This is a genomic window from Mucilaginibacter ximonensis (assembly GCF_042686265.1).
Lineage (GTDB): Bacteria > Bacteroidota > Bacteroidia > Sphingobacteriales > Sphingobacteriaceae > Mucilaginibacter > Mucilaginibacter ximonensis.
The window spans coordinates 307,597-324,456 of sequence record NZ_JBHUPD010000004.1 but is presented as its reverse complement, the minus strand read 5'-3'; the positions used below and the strand labels follow the sequence as shown (position 1 = coordinate 324,456).

Sequence of the window (16,860 nt, the reverse complement as noted above, 5' to 3'; positions counted from 1 at the left end):
AACGACCAATACAATGGCATTCAACAAAATAAATTCTAAAAAGTTATTTGCGTTTTTAGCAGTGTTTATGCTTAGCGGCACAAACTTGCTGATGGCACAAACACAAACTGCCGATGCTGCTGCCAAGCCAGGTGTTAACTGGTTAGGGGTAGGTTACTATGTACTGCTTTTTGTAGTAGCTGCAACAGTAATCGCTATCATAGGCAGAATATTGAAAGTTTATGACCTTAGCCAGCAGATACGTGGCAAAAAAGGCATGAACTGGAATAACATTATAGGCACCTTATTCCTGATCTTCCTGGTTGTGGGTATGTATGGCGCCTATTGGGATATCACAGAGCAGGGAAGCATGACTTTACCTGAAGCTGCCTCAAAACATGGTGTACGCATTGATGCGATGTTTCTGACAACTACCATCATTACTTTGATTGTATTTGTAATCACGCAAATATTACTGTTTACCTTCTTGTTCAGATACAGGCATTCTGACAAACGCAGAGCATACTTTTTGCCTCACAACAATACTATTGAGAAAGTTTGGACAATTATCCCGGCCATCGTTTTAACTATCCTGGTTATCTTTGGTTTCTTTACCTGGCAAGATGTTGAAAACAGTTCAGACGCTAAAGGCGGACCTGCATCATTGAATATCGACGTTACCGGTCACCAGTTTGCATGGGAAATACGCTACCCTGGTGCTGATGGTAAGTTGGGTAAAAAAGATTTCAGATTAACTGCCGGTGCCAATAAATTGGGTATTGACTTTAAAGATAAAAACAGTATGGACGATTTGCAGGCAGATACCCTGGTATTACCTGTAAACAAAACCATACGCTTAAACATATTTGCACAGGACGTAATACATAGCGTTTATATGCCGCACTTCCGTGTACAACAAAACGCGGTGCCTGGTTTGCCAACCTTCTTCAAATTTACACCTACTATTACTACTGAAGAAATGCGTAGAAAAGTAGATGACCCTAAATTTGAGTACCTGCTTTATTGCAACAAAATTTGCGGAAGCAGCCACTACAATATGCAGAAGGTAGTGCGCGTTGTGACAGAGGATGAGTACAACCAATGGGTTGCTCACTTGAAACCGTACCTGACCCCGGCGTTACGTACAGAGTTGAAACTCGCGCAAGCAGATCAGAAGAAAAGTATTACAGATAATAGGTTAGCGTTAAACAATTAATTAGCGATTATGTCAACATTAGCAGTTCACGATCACGGAGTAGCACATCACGAAGAGGGTCACGAGCATCACCACGATACATTCCTGACTAAATACATATTTAGCCAGGATCATAAAATGATTGCCAAGCAATTCCTGATCACAGGTATTACTATGGCGGTTATTGCCATGCTACTGTCAATCCTGTTCAGGATTCAGTTAGCATACCCTGATAAAGCATTTCCTCTGTTGGAAACTTTATTAGGCCGTTTCGCTCCTGAGGGTCGTCTGGATCCGGAGTTTTACCTGTCGTTAGTTACCATTCACGGTACCATCATGGTATTCTTTGTGTTAACTGCAGGCTTGAGCGGTACCTTCAGTAACTTATTGATTCCGTTACAAGTTGGTGCCCGCGATATGGCATCGCCTTTCATGAACATGTTATCATACTGGTTCTTCTTTATGGCTTGTGTGATCATGTTATCATCATTCTTTGTACAAAAAGGCCCGGCAGGCCCGGGATGGACAATATATCCGCCGCTTTCTGCCTTGCCTCAGGCCATGAAAGGTTCAGGCCTCGGCATGACCTTGTGGCTAATCAGTATGGTGCTGTTCGTAGCCTCATCACTTATGGGTGGTATCAACTATGTAAGTACCGTATTAAACATGCGTACAAAAGGTATGGACCTTTGGAAAATGCCTTTGACTATCTGGGCATTCTTTTTGACTGCTATCCTGGGTATTTTATCATTCCCGGTATTGGTAGCAGGTGTTGTATTGTTAATTTTCGACCGTAGCTTCGGTACCAGCTTCTATTTATCTGACATTGTTGTAAATGGCCAGGTTATGCCTTTTGAAGGCGGTAGCCCTATCTTGTTCCAGCACTTGTTCTGGTTCCTGGGTCACCCGGAGGTATATATCGTAATTATGCCTGCGATGGGTATCTCATCGGAGGTTATGTCTGTAAACTCTCGTAAGCCAATCTTTGGTTATCATGCCATGGTTTACTCGTTGATCGGTATTACCGTGTTGTCGTTCATCGTTTGGGGTCACCACATGTTTGTTACAGGTATGAATCCGTTCCTGGGTGGTGTATTCATGATCACTACGCTGATCATCGCCGTTCCATCGGCAGTAAAAACATTTAACTGGCTGGCTACTTTATGGCGCGGTAACATCAGGTTTACACCTGCAATGCTGTTTGCTGTAGGTATGGTATCATTCTTTATCTCAGGTGGTTTAACCGGTATCTTCTTAGGTAACGCTGCGTTAGACATTAATCTGCACGATACTTATTTCGTTGTAGCTCACTTTCACCTGGTAATGGGTTCGGCTGCCATATTTGGTATGCTGGCCGGTGTTTACCACTGGTTCCCTAAAATGTTTGGCCGTATGATGGGCGAGAAATTAGGTTACCTGCACTTCTGGTTAACATTTATTGGTGCTTACCTGGTATTCTTCCCAATGCACTTTATGGGTCTTGATGGTGTGCCGCGTCGTTACTATGCATTCACTGAGTTTGCTTCAATGCAGCGTTGGTTGTCAGTAAACGTGTTTATAACATGGGCCGCTATTATGGCTGCTTGTGCCCAGGTTGCGTTTATCTTCAACTTTATTCATTCTATATTCTGGGGTAAAAAAGCTACTCAAAATCCTTGGGAAGCAAATACACTGGAGTGGACTACACCTGTTGAACGTATTCACGGTAACTGGCCTGGCGAAATTCCAAGCGTTTACCGTTGGCCATATGACTATAGCAAGCCTGGTGCTGAAGAGGATTACATCCCTCAAACTGTTCCGCTTTCACAAACCATGAGCTCAAACGTGCCTCATGATTTTGAAGACAATCCCGCAGGCTTAGAGGCTTTGAGCAAGTGGTCAAGCACCCAGCAGGCAAGTCAAGAAGTAAAGTAATTTTAAATTACTGATCTGATATTAAAGGGTATCTGTACCTGTTTAAGTCAACAAGTTAAAAGTCTAAAGTCAAATCGCGTAAGCAACTCCAGACTTAAGACTTAAAGACTAGGGCTTACAGAGATAGATACCCTTCTTAGTTATAAAATATTTAATGAGCAGTCCAAAATCAAAAAACAGATTCAGAAAGACCAACCTGGTAAGTGTGGTTCTGCTTTTTTTGGTAATATTAGCCGGTGGCATTGTACGCAGCAGCGGCTCGGGCATGGGTTGCCCCGACTGGCCTAAATGCTTCGGCTGCCTTGTACCGCCAGCGTCGGTATCTGATTTGCCGGCTAACTACAAAGAAAAATATGTAGAGGGCCGCCAAAAGAAAAACCTGCGGTTTGCTAAGACATTAGACTTTTTTGGCTATACCGATCTTGCCCGCCGCTTACGCGAAGATAGGTCTATACTGATTCCAGAAGAATTCAACGCTGCCAAAACCTGGACCGAATATGCCAACCGTTTGGTAGGTGCTGTATCGGGTATTGCATTATTGTTGACGGCTATTTATTCATTTAGTTATCGTAAGGTTAACAAGCTGATACCGTTTTTAAGCGTATTTAACTTAATACTGATATTTTTTCAGGCCTGGCTAGGCTCTATCGTGGTATCAACCAATTTGGTATCGTGGATTGTTACGGTGCACATGCTTCTGGCTTTGGCGATACTGGCTATTTGTATTTCAACGTATCACCTTGCTAAAGTAAGCGGCCGGCCAAAACTTGCGGTTAACCCGGTTACCAAATTCATTACCATATTGGCTTTGGTGGTCAGTGTGCTGCAAATTGCGTTTGGTACTGAGGTGCGGGAGAAAATCGACGCTGTATCAACCCGTTTTCAAGGTGGGTATCGTAACGAGTGGATCAAGAACGCCGGCGAAATATTTACACATCACCGCGATCTGGCCATTGCGGTTTTGGTACTGAACGTAATGTTATATGCTTTAATTCGCAGAGGATTTAATAAGCATTCGCTACAACAGCAAATTATGAGCTTTACATTTTTGATGCTGATATTGCAGATTGTAACGGGTATAATATTGTCATATTTAGCTTTACCTCCTTATGCACAAGCTGTGCACATATTATTGGCCAGTGTTGTATTTGGCGCTCAGTATTATTTAATGCTTAACTTATACAAATCAGTTAATATACACGGGGGAAGCAGATGACAAGGGGCGATTTTTCAAAACTGATCAAGTTCAGGCTTACCTTTTTGGTGGTTTTTTCCGCATCGATATCTTTCATTATTGCAGCGAAAGCCAACGGAAGCAATACATGGGGCGCATTGTATAGTTCTTTTATGTGGGAAAACTGGGGTAAGCTGGTAATTGGAGGCTTCCTGGTTACAGCTGCGGCTAACTGTTTTAACGAAGTTATTGAGGTTGATCTGGACAAGCTGATGAAGCGTACCAAAGATAGGCCGATGCCAGCCGGACGAATGACTACCGGACAGGGATTGGTTTTGGGTTTGGGAATGGGTATGGCCGGTACTTATCTTTTAGGTTCTTTGAATATTTTAACCGGCTTGCTTTCGGTGTTTTCGATATTGTTATATGCATTTGCTTATACGCCGCTAAAACGTAAATCGCCTATTGCGGTTTTTGTTGGGGCAATACCAGGGGCGTTGCCAGCTTTAATTGGTTATGTGGCCGGCCAACCGCATGGCCGTATTGACGAAATTGCACTGATATTGTTTTCAATACAATTTATATGGCAGTTTGTGCATTTCTGGGCCATAGCTTGGGTTTTGGATGATGATTATAAACTTGCGGGTTTCCGTTTGTTGCCAACCCAAAAACGCGATAGGGGAAGCGCCGTCATAACCGTAATATTTGCGGTGATACTGGTACCGGTAAGTTTACTGCCAACTATTTATGGTTATGGAGGTTACTATGTTGGCGGTGTATCATTAATTTGTAGTTTGATATTTTTATGGCAGGCGATAGGCCTGTTACGCACATTGGAAATCAAGGAGGCACGTAAGCTGATGTTTGGCTCTTTCTTTTATTTACCTGTAGTGCAGTTAATGTTTTTGTTTGATTTTATAGCTAAGTGATGATGGCGACGATACAAGAAGAAAAGGTAAACCTGGGTGCAAAAAAGTTTGTGATGTGGATATTTATATTCACCTCGTTCATGCTTTTTGCGGCGCTAACCAGCGGGTTTATTGTTTATGTAGGGGGTAGCAAGGCTCACGGACTCAATATTACACTACCGTCATCATTCAGATATAGTACCATAGTGTTAATTGCCAGCAGCATTACACTGTTTATGGCCTCAAGAGCGGCTAAGCGCCTGGAGTTTGCCAAGCAAACCAGCCTATTGTGGGTAACCATATGTTTAGGTATCGTGTTTTTGATATTGCAGGTATATGGCTGGTATACTTTGGCATATAAAATGCACATTTACCTGGTTGACCCTAATGCAACACGTTCTTTTGTTTATGTAATGACTTTCTTGCACTTACTGCACATTATTGGGGGCCTTGCATGGCTCATCAGCGCGGTAAGCGGCAGTATGAACCGTATACCACAGGTAAGAAATTTATATCGTATGGAAATGACATCTATTTTTTGGCATTTTCTCGATATTATATGGATTTATCTGTATGTTTTTTTACTTTTGAACCAATAAATTAATAACTCTATAGCTAAAACAAATGAGTGCAGCAGTATCACAAATTGATGAACTAAAAACAACGCCATGGGCAGGCGGAAGATCTCCGTATAATGTTGAGTATGGCAAAATGATGATGTGGTTTTTCCTCCTTTCGGATGCGTTTACCTTTTCATCATTATTGATAGCTTATGGTGCTATTAGATTTAGCGCTTCAACATGGCCTATGGCAGCTGAAGTGTTTCAGTCAGTACCGGGTACATCAATAGAGCATGGCGCTCCGCTGGTGTTTGTAGGTTTGATGACTTTCATCCTGATCTTAAGTTCTGTTACTATGGTACTAGCGGTTGAGGCCGGCCATCGTAATGCCAAAAAAGAAGTAGTAGGCTGGATGATTGCTACTATCATCGGTGGTTTTATGTTCCTGGGTTGCCAGGCATTAGAGTGGACTCACCTGCACAGCGAAGGCTTTTGGTGGTCAGCTATCCCCAATGCCGAAACTTTAAAAGAGTTTTTTGAAAAAGGTGTACCGCTGGCACAACAACAAATGACCGCACATCAGTTTGCCAACCTGTTCTTTACTATTACCGGTTTCCACGGCTTTCACGTATTTAGCGGTGTTATTATCAATATCATTATCACCATCAACGTATTAGCTGGTACTTATGAAAAACGCGGCAGCTATTTGATGATCGAAAAAGTTGGCCTTTACTGGCACTTTGTAGATTTGGTATGGGTATTTGTATTTACTTTCTTTTATTTAGTTTGATCATTTTAACCTGATATATATTATGTCGTCAGAAACAACAGAATTACACCACGATGAACATGCGCATGGTGATACCATGACCAAAAGCAAAATCATTAAGATTGCTGTCTATCTTTCATTGATCACTTGCGTTGAGTTTATCATAGCGTTGGTGTTGGTACCGAAGGAAATCGTTCCGATGAACTGGGCTAATCCTTTATATATAGTTTTAACCTTGTTCAAAGCCTATTTAATTGTTGCGTTTTTTATGCACCTTAAATTTGAAAAGAAAGGTTTAGTGTTTTCTATCATTGTGCCTATTTTATTCATTATCGGTTTGATCCTGGTATTGACCAACGAAAGTCACCACTGGATTACACTGAGACATTAATGGCTAATTTAAGCTCTTCAAAAAAGATAATAATCCTGGTAATGATACTTGCATTACCGGGATTTTTATATTATTTACTAAATGTTAAAGGTAAAAATCGGTATTTGCCATTGCCTTTTTTCGGCCCTAAGGTGTTAGCAAAAACTAGTCATAAGTTTCATGGCAAGGTTATCCCTGACACTATTTACCATAAGCTGCCAGACTTTAAACTGGTTGACCAAACCGGCGACACCATCACTAATAAAAGTTTTGATAACAGGATATTTGTTGCCAATTTCTTTTACACGCATTGCCCTACGGTATGCACTACCATTAATAATAATGTGAATGCGCTGCTGTCTGACTATGCCAAAAATAAGATGATTTGCTTCGTTTCCATTACTGTCGATCCGCAGCGCGACTCGGCGCCGGTATTGAAGGAGTATGCTAAAAAGTATAATCCGGCGGGTATTAAATGGTATTTCCTTACCGGCGACACCGCCACCATTTATCCGCTGGCCCGAAAAGGTTTTTTGGTTGACGCCACAAAGGTTGATAATGATAATTTTATCTACAGCGATAAGCTTATCCTGATAGATCAGCAAAAGCATATCCGCGGCTACTATTCAGGTACATCAACCAAAGATATCACCAAGCTTAACGATGAGATCAAAGTATTGATTGCCGAGGAGCTAAGAAAGAAAGACGAACCACTGTATTAAGAAAATAAGCGTCAAGAACCAGGAGACAAGAGGCTGGGTTTGCGACAAAATAATAGCATCATACAATAAATAAGGGATCTTGATTCTTGTCGCTTGATCCCTGACTCTAGTAAAATGTCCGATAAATTTATATTCCGCTTCGTAGCCGCCGTTTCTGTATTTGTATTTGTGGTGGTATTGGTATTAAGTATGAAGGTATTGCCAAAGCCGGCGGTTACCCCGTCAGTAATGTACGCATTACCATTATTTAACGCCTGGGTTAATGGCACATGCAGCATTTTGTTGCTGATATCTTTGTATCTGATTACTCATGGTAACATTACCTGGCACAAGCGTGTAAATATTTTGGCGTTTTGCCTGTCGGCGCTTTTCCTGGTATCGTATATTGCGTTTCACTGGTTAGCTCCTGAAACGCGCTATGGAGATATGGATGGTAACGGCTTGGTGACTGCAGCAGAAAAGGCCGCAGCAGGTAGTATACGTTACGTTTATTTTGTAATATTAATAACACACATTATACTGGCGGCTGTAGTATTGCCGTTAATATTACTAAGCTTTTATTATGGCTTGCAAATGCGGGTTGAAAAGCACAAAAAACTGGTAAGATGGACATTCCCGATATGGTTATACGTAACCGTAACCGGTGTAATAGTTTATTTAATGATATCCCCGTATTACCATTTTTAAATAACCAGATTTGTCATCTTGAGCGATAGCGAAAGATCTTATACGCCTTGCTTTGCGGCTCGTACAAGATTTCTCACATCCGTTCGAAATGACAGCGAGTAATACTTATTTTTGCATCATGAAAGCCTACAGATTATTGTTGATTCTTTTTGTAGCAGGTTTGCTAACCTGCAGCGTTTTGCCGGTGCGTGCGCAGTGTGCTATGTGTACTACGTCTGTTGAGTCGAACGCGCAAAATGGCAATACAACCACTAAGGGTTTGAATAACGGCATTATGTACCTGCTGGGCGCTCCGTATCTGGCCGTGGCTGTCCTAGCATATATCTGGTACAAAAAATATCGCCGCAAAAATATAGACCTTAATATGCGCGACGAGAAGTTTAACTTAAATTAAGATACACAAATAGTCGACCCGAAATGGTCGGCTATTTTTTTTGCAGGATATTTATATTTGCCTGTTAGATATTCACGATCTAAAACATCCACCACAATAAATGATACAACAGCCAACCCTTGATTTTTTAAGTGAATTAGTAGAAAATAATAACCGCGACTGGTTTATGGCCAATAAAGGCCGTTATGAGGCCGCCCGGGAAAATGTTGTGGCGCTTACCGATGAACTGCTCAAATTAATGCACAAAATTGATCCGGCACTATCGCCCGATCTGGAAGGCAAAAAGTGTGTGATGCGTATTTACCGCGATATCCGTTTCAGCAAAGACAAGACGCCTTATAAAACCAACTTCGGTATTAGTTTACCAACCACCGGTACCAAACTGGGGGGCGCCGAATATTACCTACATATACAGCCCGGCAAATTATTTATAGCTGGCGGATACTGGATGCCCGAGGCGACACACTTAAAAGCCATCCGCCAGGAAATTGATTATAATGCGCACGATCTGAAAGCAATTATTGACGAGCCGGAGTTTGTAAAGTTATTTGGCGATTTTAGAGATGGCGAAAAACTAAAAACAGTACCGCGCGATTACGCGCCGGATAATGAGAATATAGAATTGCTGAAATTAAAAAGCTTTATTGTGCTGCATAACCTGACCGACAAAGAAATTAAAAGCCCAAAAGCTGCCGAAACTATTGCTGAGCTATGCAGCAAGATCTATCCACTGAATGTATTTTTAAGAAACGCCATAGCCTAATTTAAAACCCCATATCTATGAAGTTAAAGTATTTAGTATTTGCCCTGTTAATGATGTTTACACTGCACTCATGTGTAGTACTTTCTACAAAAAAATACAAATCAATGCTTGCCCAGCGAGACTCGCTGACCACCCGAACGCAGACTTTGGAAGCGCAGGTTTCGGCATTAAAGGCCGACTCAGCGCGGTTGACCGACGAGATAGCAAAATTAAAAGGTGACCTGTCTGGTACGCAGGACGATCTCGCCAAATTGAAAGGTAACTATAATGATCTGAACAATAACCTGAGCTCAACAAACTCAAAGGTTAACCAATTATCGGCCGACCTGAAAAAACGCGAACAACGTTTAAAAGAAGTTGAAGATATTTTACGTAAACGCGATGAGGCAACCAATGCATTGAAAGAAAAACTTCAAAAAGCGTTGTTAGGTTTCCAGCAAAGTGGGCTATCGGTCGACATCCGCAATGGTAAAGTGTATGTTTCTCTGACAGATAAACTGTTGTTCCCTTCGGGCAGTATTGTTATTGATGAGAAAGGTAAAGCCGCCTTGAAGCAGCTGGCCGAAGTGCTCAATAAAGAACCCGACATTAACATGGCGGTTGAAGGACATACTGATGATAAAAAAGTAATTAACCTGGGCCAGATTAAAGATAACTGGGATCTAAGTGTGCTACGTGCCACTTCAGTAACCCGTTACCTTACTGAAACTGAACATATCGACCCTCAACGCTTAACCGCCACCGGTAAAAGTCAATATCAACCTATTGACCCTACAGATAGCAACGAAGCGCGCGCTAAAAACCGTCGTATCGAAATTGTTTTAAGTCCGAAATTGGATGAGCTGTATAATTTGATTAAGAATTAACTAATGGCGGTGGGTGTCACCCTGAGGCCCTCGAAGGGTAAGCGATGGCCTGCCCTCATGCTTCGAGAGCCTCAGCATGACACCTTTTCTTAGGGATAAATAATAAAGGCTAACCATTTGGTTAGCCTTTATTATTTAAAGTATGTATCTCGTTAATAAGTAAACGGACTATCCAGATCAGCAAACTTAATCAGCAACTCATCTTTGGCAGAAACAATTGCCTCAGATGGATCGATGCCCCAGTCAACGGCCAGGTCAGGGTCATTCCAGAGTACGCCCAGTTCGCAGTCTTTAGCGTAGTAATTATTTACTTTATAAGCAAAGATGGTATTGTCTTCCAGTACGGCAAAACCATGCAAAAACCCTTCGGGAATTAAAAATTGACGTTGGTTTTCGCTGCTCAACTCGACGGTTTCATATTTGCCATAGGTAGGTGAGCCTTTACGTGCGTCGACAGCTACATCCAATACGCGGCCTTGTATTACACGCACCAGTTTAGCTTGCGCATGCGGTGCAGACTGCGCGTGCAAACCGCGTACAGTACCTTTTTGAGAAAACGATTGGTTGTCTTGTACAAAGTCAATATTAATGCCAGCAGCCTCAAATTTAGTTTTGCTGTAGCTCTCAAAAAAATAGCCGCGATCATCTTTAAATATCTGTGGTTCAATGATCATTAAGCCCTCGATACCGGTTTTTATAAATTTCATAGTTTTAGTTTACAGTTTGCATCAAAGTGTGAAACAGCACAAATTGGTTCTCAAATTTTTGCTGATGAAGTGCCTGCAATGCTAACCAATGGTTTGCATGAAACTGGTTGTATTTTTCGCGTTTATCGGTAGTGTATTGAATGCAATAGGTTACCCCTTCATTAGGCGAATCCAATACATTTAAAATTTTGTATGAACTAAAAAAGCCGGTTTTCATAACCCGGGGTATGTATTCGGCTTGTATCCAGCTTAACCATTGTTTGTGAATACCTTCGTCCACAATGATGGTTTCGTTATAAATGACCATACGCCAAAAGTACAAATTACCAATGATAAGGTTTGGGTAAATTGTCAGGAAGAAGCGTCGCCCCGCAATATTCTGAAACGCTTACGTGCATCATTAATGTATAGGCTTCCCGAGTAATCGGTTATTATTTTTTGGTAGTATGTCTTGGCTTGTTCTTTATCATTTAACTGGTTTTCATAAATATCGCCCAGCATAAAAACGGCATCGTCAGCCCATAGATCGTTAGGGTGTTCGGCAACAATTTTTTTCAAGTCGGCCACTGCATCGCTATAATTTTTTTGTTGTATGGCGATGCGTGCTTTGGCCATTAAAATATCATCACTTAATTGATTGTTTGGGTATTTGACATTGATGCTATCCAATATCAGGATGGCTTTATCCTGTTGTTCGGCAAAAATCTGCAGATCGGCCCTGGCATACATTTTTAATGCAGCGCCGGTAGAATCAACTGCTATATTGTCTGATATCAACAAGGACAAATTCAGGGCATCATTGGCAATCAGTTGCGAGGTGGCCGCCTTTAAAACATCCAGCTGACCCTTGGCCCAGGTAAAATCGCCGGTGTAATATGCAAACTTGGCATTGCGATATTTGGCGTCCTGGCCTAGGTTACTGTTGGGGTAATCTTTTTCAACCTGGCTGTATAATAGCGTAGCTTCCCATGGTTGGCCGTTTAGCAGATATACATCGCCCAGGTCAAGCTTGCAAGTAGCCAACAAGTTAGGCTGTAGCCCTTGTATGGCTACGGCTTCTTCCAGTACTTTTTGTGCTTCTGGCAGTTTATGCAATTTAAAAACTTCGAGATTTGCCAAACGTTGCATAGCAAAAGCTGTCGATTGTGTTTTGCCAAACTCGGCCAGCAAATCCTGGTAATCCTTTTCCAGTTCTATCAGGTCGGCAGGCACAAATTTGCCTGCGGTAATCTTTAAATTTTTGGTATTAATAAGCTCAATACGCGAGGTTACATAGTACGGCTTTTGTTTACCCAAACCAATCAGATACTCATATCCGCGGATGGCTGTATCATATGCCTCATTAATAACCAGCGTACTGCACAGCTGATATATGTCACTGCCATCATCATTCATTCGCCGATTCAATGCCAAAGCTTGATTAAGCGCCTGGTCAAAGTCTTTTTGCTGCAAAAACTGCCATACCAGCAGGTCGACATAAACGGTTTGCTGCGGGTCTTTCTGAATGCGTTTAAGTAAGGCCACGCGCAATATTTCATAATCAGCACCTTCAAAAAGTGTGGCGAAAGTATTTTCTGCCTGGTTTAAAAACAATGGGTTTTTAGGCAGGATATTCAGATACTCTTCGGTAAGGGCATTTTTATCGCGCTTAAAACGGTATAGCGTTACCAGCTCGTAACTGAAGGCGTCGTCAGTATGCAGAATTTTACGGCCCTGTACAAACGTTTTAATAGCATAGTCTGTATTACCGGCCTGGTAAAATTGCGAAGCCAGCATGGTTACCGCACTTTGGTCGGCCGGCAGGTTTTTAATCAGTTCGTCATACAAAGCATTGGCTTTTTCTGTTTGCGAATGCTGGGTATAGATAGCCCCAAGCATGATAACATAATCGGTTGATCCCTGATGTTTGCGGATCATTTTCTTTGCTGCGCTTTCGGCCTCGTCAAATTTTTTGAGCGATATGAGCGTGCTGATGTAGTTGTTAAAATAAACCTCGTTATTTTCTTTATAAAGCTTCTGGTAAATATCCAGTGCTTTTTGGTACTCGCCATTGGCACTGAACTGCTTAGCCAGTGCAGCGTCAGGGCTTTGCGCAAGGCCTGTCGAGGCGCAAAAACACAACAGCATAACAAATACCAAGTATCGCTTCATAATCTAAAAATAGAGATTTAAATGTTAACAAATGTGCATGCAACACCGATTATTCTATAACGTTTTCAACGGGTAAAATTGTAGTGACATATCGGCGAAATTAAATATTTGTGGTACCTTGACTGATTGAAAATGCCCGGACTAGAATACAGAATGTTGAGGAATATAAAGAGTTTAATCTTGGTTTTTGCCGTAATTGCCCTAAGTGCGTGCAATGATACTAAGAAAGATGAAATACCTGTAAATGAGTTTTATAAAAGCCCTGAAAAGGTGGCATTTAAAATATCGCCCGATGGCAGATACATATCATACCTGAAAAATTATCATCATCGTCAAAACCTGTTTTTGCAGTCAATTGATGATGGAAAAGAAATACAGGCTACTTCATTTACCGATTACCCGGTTCGGGGAGATTACACCTGGACCTACGACAACCAGATACTTTTTAGCCAAAACACCGACGACAACCATACGATGATGGTTTATGACCTGGCGAGCGGTAAAACGCGCACGCTGTTGTCTGTTGGTAAAGCCGGGTTAAGGGTGATGAACCGCAACAAGCTTACCCCCGACGTGGTTACCATCAGTATGAACATGCGCGACTCGGCAAACTTTGATGTTTACCGCCTTAATGTTAAAACCGGCGAGCTAAAAACTTACCTGGTTAACCCAGGTAATATTACTGATTGGCTGGTTGACGCCGATGGAGGCATCCGCCTGGTAAAATCAACCAATGGGGTTGACGAAACTATTTTATATCGTAAAAATGATAAGGAAAGGTTCAGGCCCATTATCAATAATAACTTTCGCAACTACGTGCGCATGATTGCCTTTGACGGTGAGAGCGAGAATTTCTACGCGCTTTCAAATGTGGGCCGGGATAAAACCGCCTTTGTCGAAATTAACGCTGCAACTGGTAAAGAACAGCGCGTAATATTTGCCGACCCGCACGTTGACATTAACCGGGTTGATTACTCAAAAGCCAGAAACCGCCTGGAGATGGCGCAATGGGAAGAGGATAAAATTCAAAAGCACTTTTTTAACCCTTATATTAAAGATTGGTATACCAATCTGTATTTGCAGCTTAAGGGTTATGAAGTTAATATAACCGACAGGGACACGGCCGAACATCGTTTTATAGTTTCTACGTATACTGACCGCAGCAGGGGCGCAGTTTACCTTTATGAATGTACTAATAACAAACTAACCAAGCTTATTGACAATGGTGTAATTGACCCCGCGCAGTTATGCGAGAAAAAGCCAATAGCTTACACCGCAAGTGACGGTACGGTTATTAACGGCTATTTAACTTTGCCTAAAGGCGAGGCTAAAACAAATTTACCGTTGATAGTTATTCCACATGACGGGCCTTTTGGTGTGCGCGACACATGGAACTACGGTGCCGATATACAATTTTTTGCTAACCGCGGATTCGCTGTTTTCCAGATGAATTATCGGGGCTCAAGTGGATACGGCAAAGTATTTTACAGTGCGGGCTTTAAAGAAGTAGGCGGTAAAATACAACAGGATATTACGGATGGTGTAAATTGGCTCATTGCAAAAAAGATAGCCAACCCCAAAAAAATAGCTATTTATGGGCGCGGGTTTGGCGGTTTCAGTGCACTCTATGCCATATCCTTTAACCCCAAGTTATATAGCTGCGCAATAGTGCAGAATGGTTTGATTAATCTCTTTACTTATATAAAAACTGCGCCGGCTTATTATCGCCCGCAATTACAAAAAATGTACGCTACCATTGGCGACCCGGAAAAAGATGCCGAATTGTTAAGAAATATATCGCCGGTTTTTCATCCCGACAAGCCAAAAGTGCCCATTTTGTTTTTTCAGGATGCTAAAGACCTACGCGCTAACATAAGTGAAGTAAATCATTATATTCGTGAATTACAGAAACATAACGTTAGTGTAAAATACTTTCTGAACAAGAATGAGCATGGTGCAGAACACAACGGTGAGGACAAGCGTAAGCAGAGCTATTTGGAGATGGAAAAGTTTCTGTATACCAACCTGCATGTTAAACCTTAACTGTATTTGGCCATGACAGGGCAAAATACCGTATTCCGGAAAAATTTCTCGCTGATTGTTGCTTTTCTTGCGTTGATAACCGCCGTTCTTGTGGTTGGTTTAGTTGTCGGGTACCAGTTTACCTCAAAAAGCGTTGAGAACGAATTCAGTTCAAAAAAAACCAATGTCGCCGATCAAACTATCGGCCCTTATCTCGACCTTTATAAGAACAAGATTTTTGAAATAAACCTTTATTCAGGTTTGCTGGATTCTGCCTCGGCAGCTTACTATGCCGATTCGGTTTTTCGTAATTATCCTTTTGTTAACAAGCTGGTCTTTTTTCAGATTGTGGTAAGTGCGCGGGGAAGGTATATGGGTAATAATCTTAAAATAGAGGCACACTCCGTGTTTGAATATTACCCTCATAAAAAGTACTTTAAAAAAAGCCGTCTTGAAGATGCCGCCAATCAAAATGATTTCAGGCAGATGGCTGAAAGGTTAAATAGCTATGTTGCCCGTTACGATACGCTGAGAGGCCCGGGGCCAGATCAGCAGGCTTTTTTTTATAACACCCGTCCCGGGAAGGTCAGCTTTCTTAATATACCCTCAAATGCCGATTTAAAAGCCTACCATGATCTGTTAAAAGGTGCCGGCAGCTCTGAGGCTTTTTATAAGCAAAACATGATGACGTTTTACCTGGAACCCACCAAGGTTAAGATAAAAAATGTACATCCTGAATTGTATAGCTCGGTATCTATCCGCCAGGTATCTTACGATCCGCCCGATATTGATCATACCAAAATATTGACTGACGAGGTGCCCTTGCCCGGCGCTTTTTCTGACTATAAATTATATTTTAGCTCACCGCGCGATTATTTAAACAGCGAAGTATACCATCGCTTTTTACCTATTGCAGGCGTTTTGCTGCTTATTTATTCGGTGCTTATGCTGATAGGCTGGCTTATATACCGCAACCTTAGTGTGAATATGAAGCTGTTTAAACTGCAGTATGATTTCATCAACAACTTTACGCACGAGTTTAAAACACCTGTAAGTGTAATTAAAATAGCCGGCTCGAATTTAAAGGGAGATAATGAACTTACTGATCGTCAGCGTAAACACTATGGCAAGATTTTGGACGAAGAAGCCGACAAGCTAAATGAGTTAATGAATAAGTTGTTATCATTTACGCAGCTCGAGAATAAATCTATCACCATAAAAAGAGACAAGGTTAAGATTGAGAGCTTTGTTAAAGGCTACATAGATACTTTTAAAATTAAATATCCGCAGTTTAAGCTGGATTATGCTATTGATCCGGAGGCCAGGTTTTTTTATACCGATACCGTACTGATGGGTAGTGTATTTCAAAACCTGATTGAAAATGCCTATAAATATTCGCATCCTGACAGGAAGGAGTTATTTATAAAGGTATCGTTAGAGAAACGTAATATTGTTTTCTCATTTATCGATAAAGGAATAGGAATTCCCAAAAATGAGTTGAATAATATATTCAGGAAATTTTATAGATTAGAGAACCAATATAATCAAAACGGGAGTGTGGGCCTTGGCCTGGCATTTTGTAAGGAGCTGGTTAACTTTTTAGATGGTGATATCACCGTAAAAAGCCGGGTTGACGTAGGCTCCGAATTTGTAGTAACGCTTCCATATGAAAGTTAAAT

At 41.5% G+C, this 16,860-nt stretch carries 17 protein-coding genes; 14 read left to right on the top strand and 3 right to left on the bottom strand.

Annotated elements, in window-relative coordinates:
- Positions 1–13: 13 nt before the first annotated feature.
- The 12 genes from ACFS5N_RS18515 to ACFS5N_RS18460 all read left to right on the top strand — a co-directional run bounded on the left by ACFS5N_RS18515 (position 14) and on the right by ACFS5N_RS18460 (position 10,301).
- Entirely contained in the window at positions 14–1,195 is a 1,182-nt protein-coding gene (locus ACFS5N_RS18515) for a cytochrome c oxidase subunit II (protein ID WP_377189249.1), read from the top strand.
- A gap of 117 nt (positions 1,196–1,312) precedes the next feature.
- Positions 1,313–3,088 (top strand): cytochrome c oxidase subunit I, encoded by a 1,776-nt coding sequence (locus ACFS5N_RS18510; RefSeq protein WP_377189889.1) that lies wholly within the window; start codon positions 1,313–1,315, stop codon positions 3,086–3,088.
- A 154-nt stretch (positions 3,089–3,242) separates the two neighbouring features.
- A complete protein-coding gene (locus ACFS5N_RS18505; RefSeq protein ID WP_377189246.1) occupies positions 3,243–4,304 on the top strand; it encodes a COX15/CtaA family protein in 1,062 nt (353 codons plus the stop codon).
- Entirely contained in the window at positions 4,301–5,191 is an 891-nt protein-coding gene (gene cyoE / locus ACFS5N_RS18500) for a heme o synthase (protein WP_377189243.1), read from the top strand. The genes ACFS5N_RS18505 and cyoE overlap by 4 nt, the downstream gene beginning before the upstream one ends.
- Positions 5,191–5,769, top strand: a complete 579-nt coding sequence (locus ACFS5N_RS18495; RefSeq protein WP_377189240.1) for a cytochrome c oxidase subunit 3 — start codon at positions 5,191–5,193, stop codon at positions 5,767–5,769. The genes cyoE and ACFS5N_RS18495 overlap by 1 nt, the downstream gene beginning before the upstream one ends.
- Before the next feature lie 25 nt (positions 5,770–5,794).
- A complete protein-coding gene (locus ACFS5N_RS18490; protein ID WP_377189237.1) occupies positions 5,795–6,520 on the top strand; it encodes a cytochrome c oxidase subunit 3 in 726 nt (241 codons plus the stop codon).
- A gap of 22 nt (positions 6,521–6,542) precedes the next feature.
- Positions 6,543–6,890: a cytochrome C oxidase subunit IV family protein gene (locus tag ACFS5N_RS18485; protein ID WP_377189234.1), complete on the top strand. Its 348-nt coding sequence runs from the start codon at positions 6,543–6,545 to the stop codon at positions 6,888–6,890.
- Between the two features lie 41 nt (positions 6,891–6,931).
- Entirely contained in the window at positions 6,932–7,591 is a 660-nt protein-coding gene (locus ACFS5N_RS18480) for an SCO family protein (protein WP_377189231.1), read from the top strand.
- 114 nt (positions 7,592–7,705) lie between these two features.
- Positions 7,706–8,278, top strand: coding sequence for a DUF420 domain-containing protein (locus ACFS5N_RS18475; protein ID WP_377189228.1), 573 nt, complete (start codon positions 7,706–7,708; stop codon positions 8,276–8,278).
- Positions 8,279–8,396: 118 nt separating this feature from the next.
- Positions 8,397–8,672 carry a hypothetical protein gene (locus ACFS5N_RS18470; protein WP_377189225.1) on the top strand — a complete coding sequence of 92 codons (276 nt, stop codon included), beginning with the start codon at positions 8,397–8,399 and terminating at the stop codon, positions 8,670–8,672.
- Positions 8,673–8,772: 100 nt separating this feature from the next.
- Positions 8,773–9,435 carry a DUF2461 domain-containing protein gene (locus ACFS5N_RS18465; RefSeq protein WP_377189222.1) on the top strand — a complete coding sequence of 221 codons (663 nt, stop codon included), beginning with the start codon at positions 8,773–8,775 and terminating at the stop codon, positions 9,433–9,435.
- A gap of 17 nt (positions 9,436–9,452) precedes the next feature.
- On the top strand, positions 9,453–10,301 hold the full coding sequence (locus tag ACFS5N_RS18460; RefSeq protein ID WP_377189219.1) for an OmpA family protein: 849 nt from the start codon (positions 9,453–9,455) through the stop codon (positions 10,299–10,301).
- A gap of 152 nt (positions 10,302–10,453) precedes the next feature.
- Here ACFS5N_RS18460 and rfbC read toward each other — a convergent pair whose 3' ends face one another.
- Genes rfbC through ACFS5N_RS18445 form a run of 3 tightly spaced genes read right to left on the bottom strand, consistent with a single transcriptional unit; the run spans position 10,454 to position 13,159 of the window.
- Entirely contained in the window at positions 10,454–11,008 is a 555-nt protein-coding gene (rfbC, locus tag ACFS5N_RS18455; RefSeq protein ID WP_377189216.1) for a dTDP-4-dehydrorhamnose 3,5-epimerase, read from the bottom strand.
- 4 nt (positions 11,009–11,012) lie between these two features.
- On the bottom strand, positions 11,013–11,315 hold the full coding sequence (locus ACFS5N_RS18450) for a DUF4286 family protein (protein ID WP_377189213.1): 303 nt from the start codon (positions 11,313–11,315) through the stop codon (positions 11,013–11,015).
- 44 nt (positions 11,316–11,359) lie between these two features.
- The gene (locus tag ACFS5N_RS18445; RefSeq protein WP_377189210.1) at positions 11,360–13,159 is read right to left on the bottom strand and encodes a tetratricopeptide repeat protein; all 1,800 of its coding nucleotides are present in this window, start codon (positions 13,157–13,159) and stop codon (positions 11,360–11,362) included.
- Positions 13,160–13,339: 180 nt separating this feature from the next.
- On the opposite strand from ACFS5N_RS18445, the gene ACFS5N_RS18440 reads away from it, so the two are divergent.
- Both ACFS5N_RS18440 and ACFS5N_RS18435 read left to right on the top strand, forming a co-directional pair.
- The gene (locus ACFS5N_RS18440) at positions 13,340–15,202 is read left to right on the top strand and encodes a S9 family peptidase (RefSeq protein WP_377189207.1); all 1,863 of its coding nucleotides are present in this window, start codon (positions 13,340–13,342) and stop codon (positions 15,200–15,202) included.
- 12 nt (positions 15,203–15,214) lie between these two features.
- The gene (locus ACFS5N_RS18435) at positions 15,215–16,858 is read left to right on the top strand and encodes a sensor histidine kinase (RefSeq protein ID WP_377189204.1); all 1,644 of its coding nucleotides are present in this window, start codon (positions 15,215–15,217) and stop codon (positions 16,856–16,858) included.
- Positions 16,859–16,860: the final 2 nt, after the last annotated feature.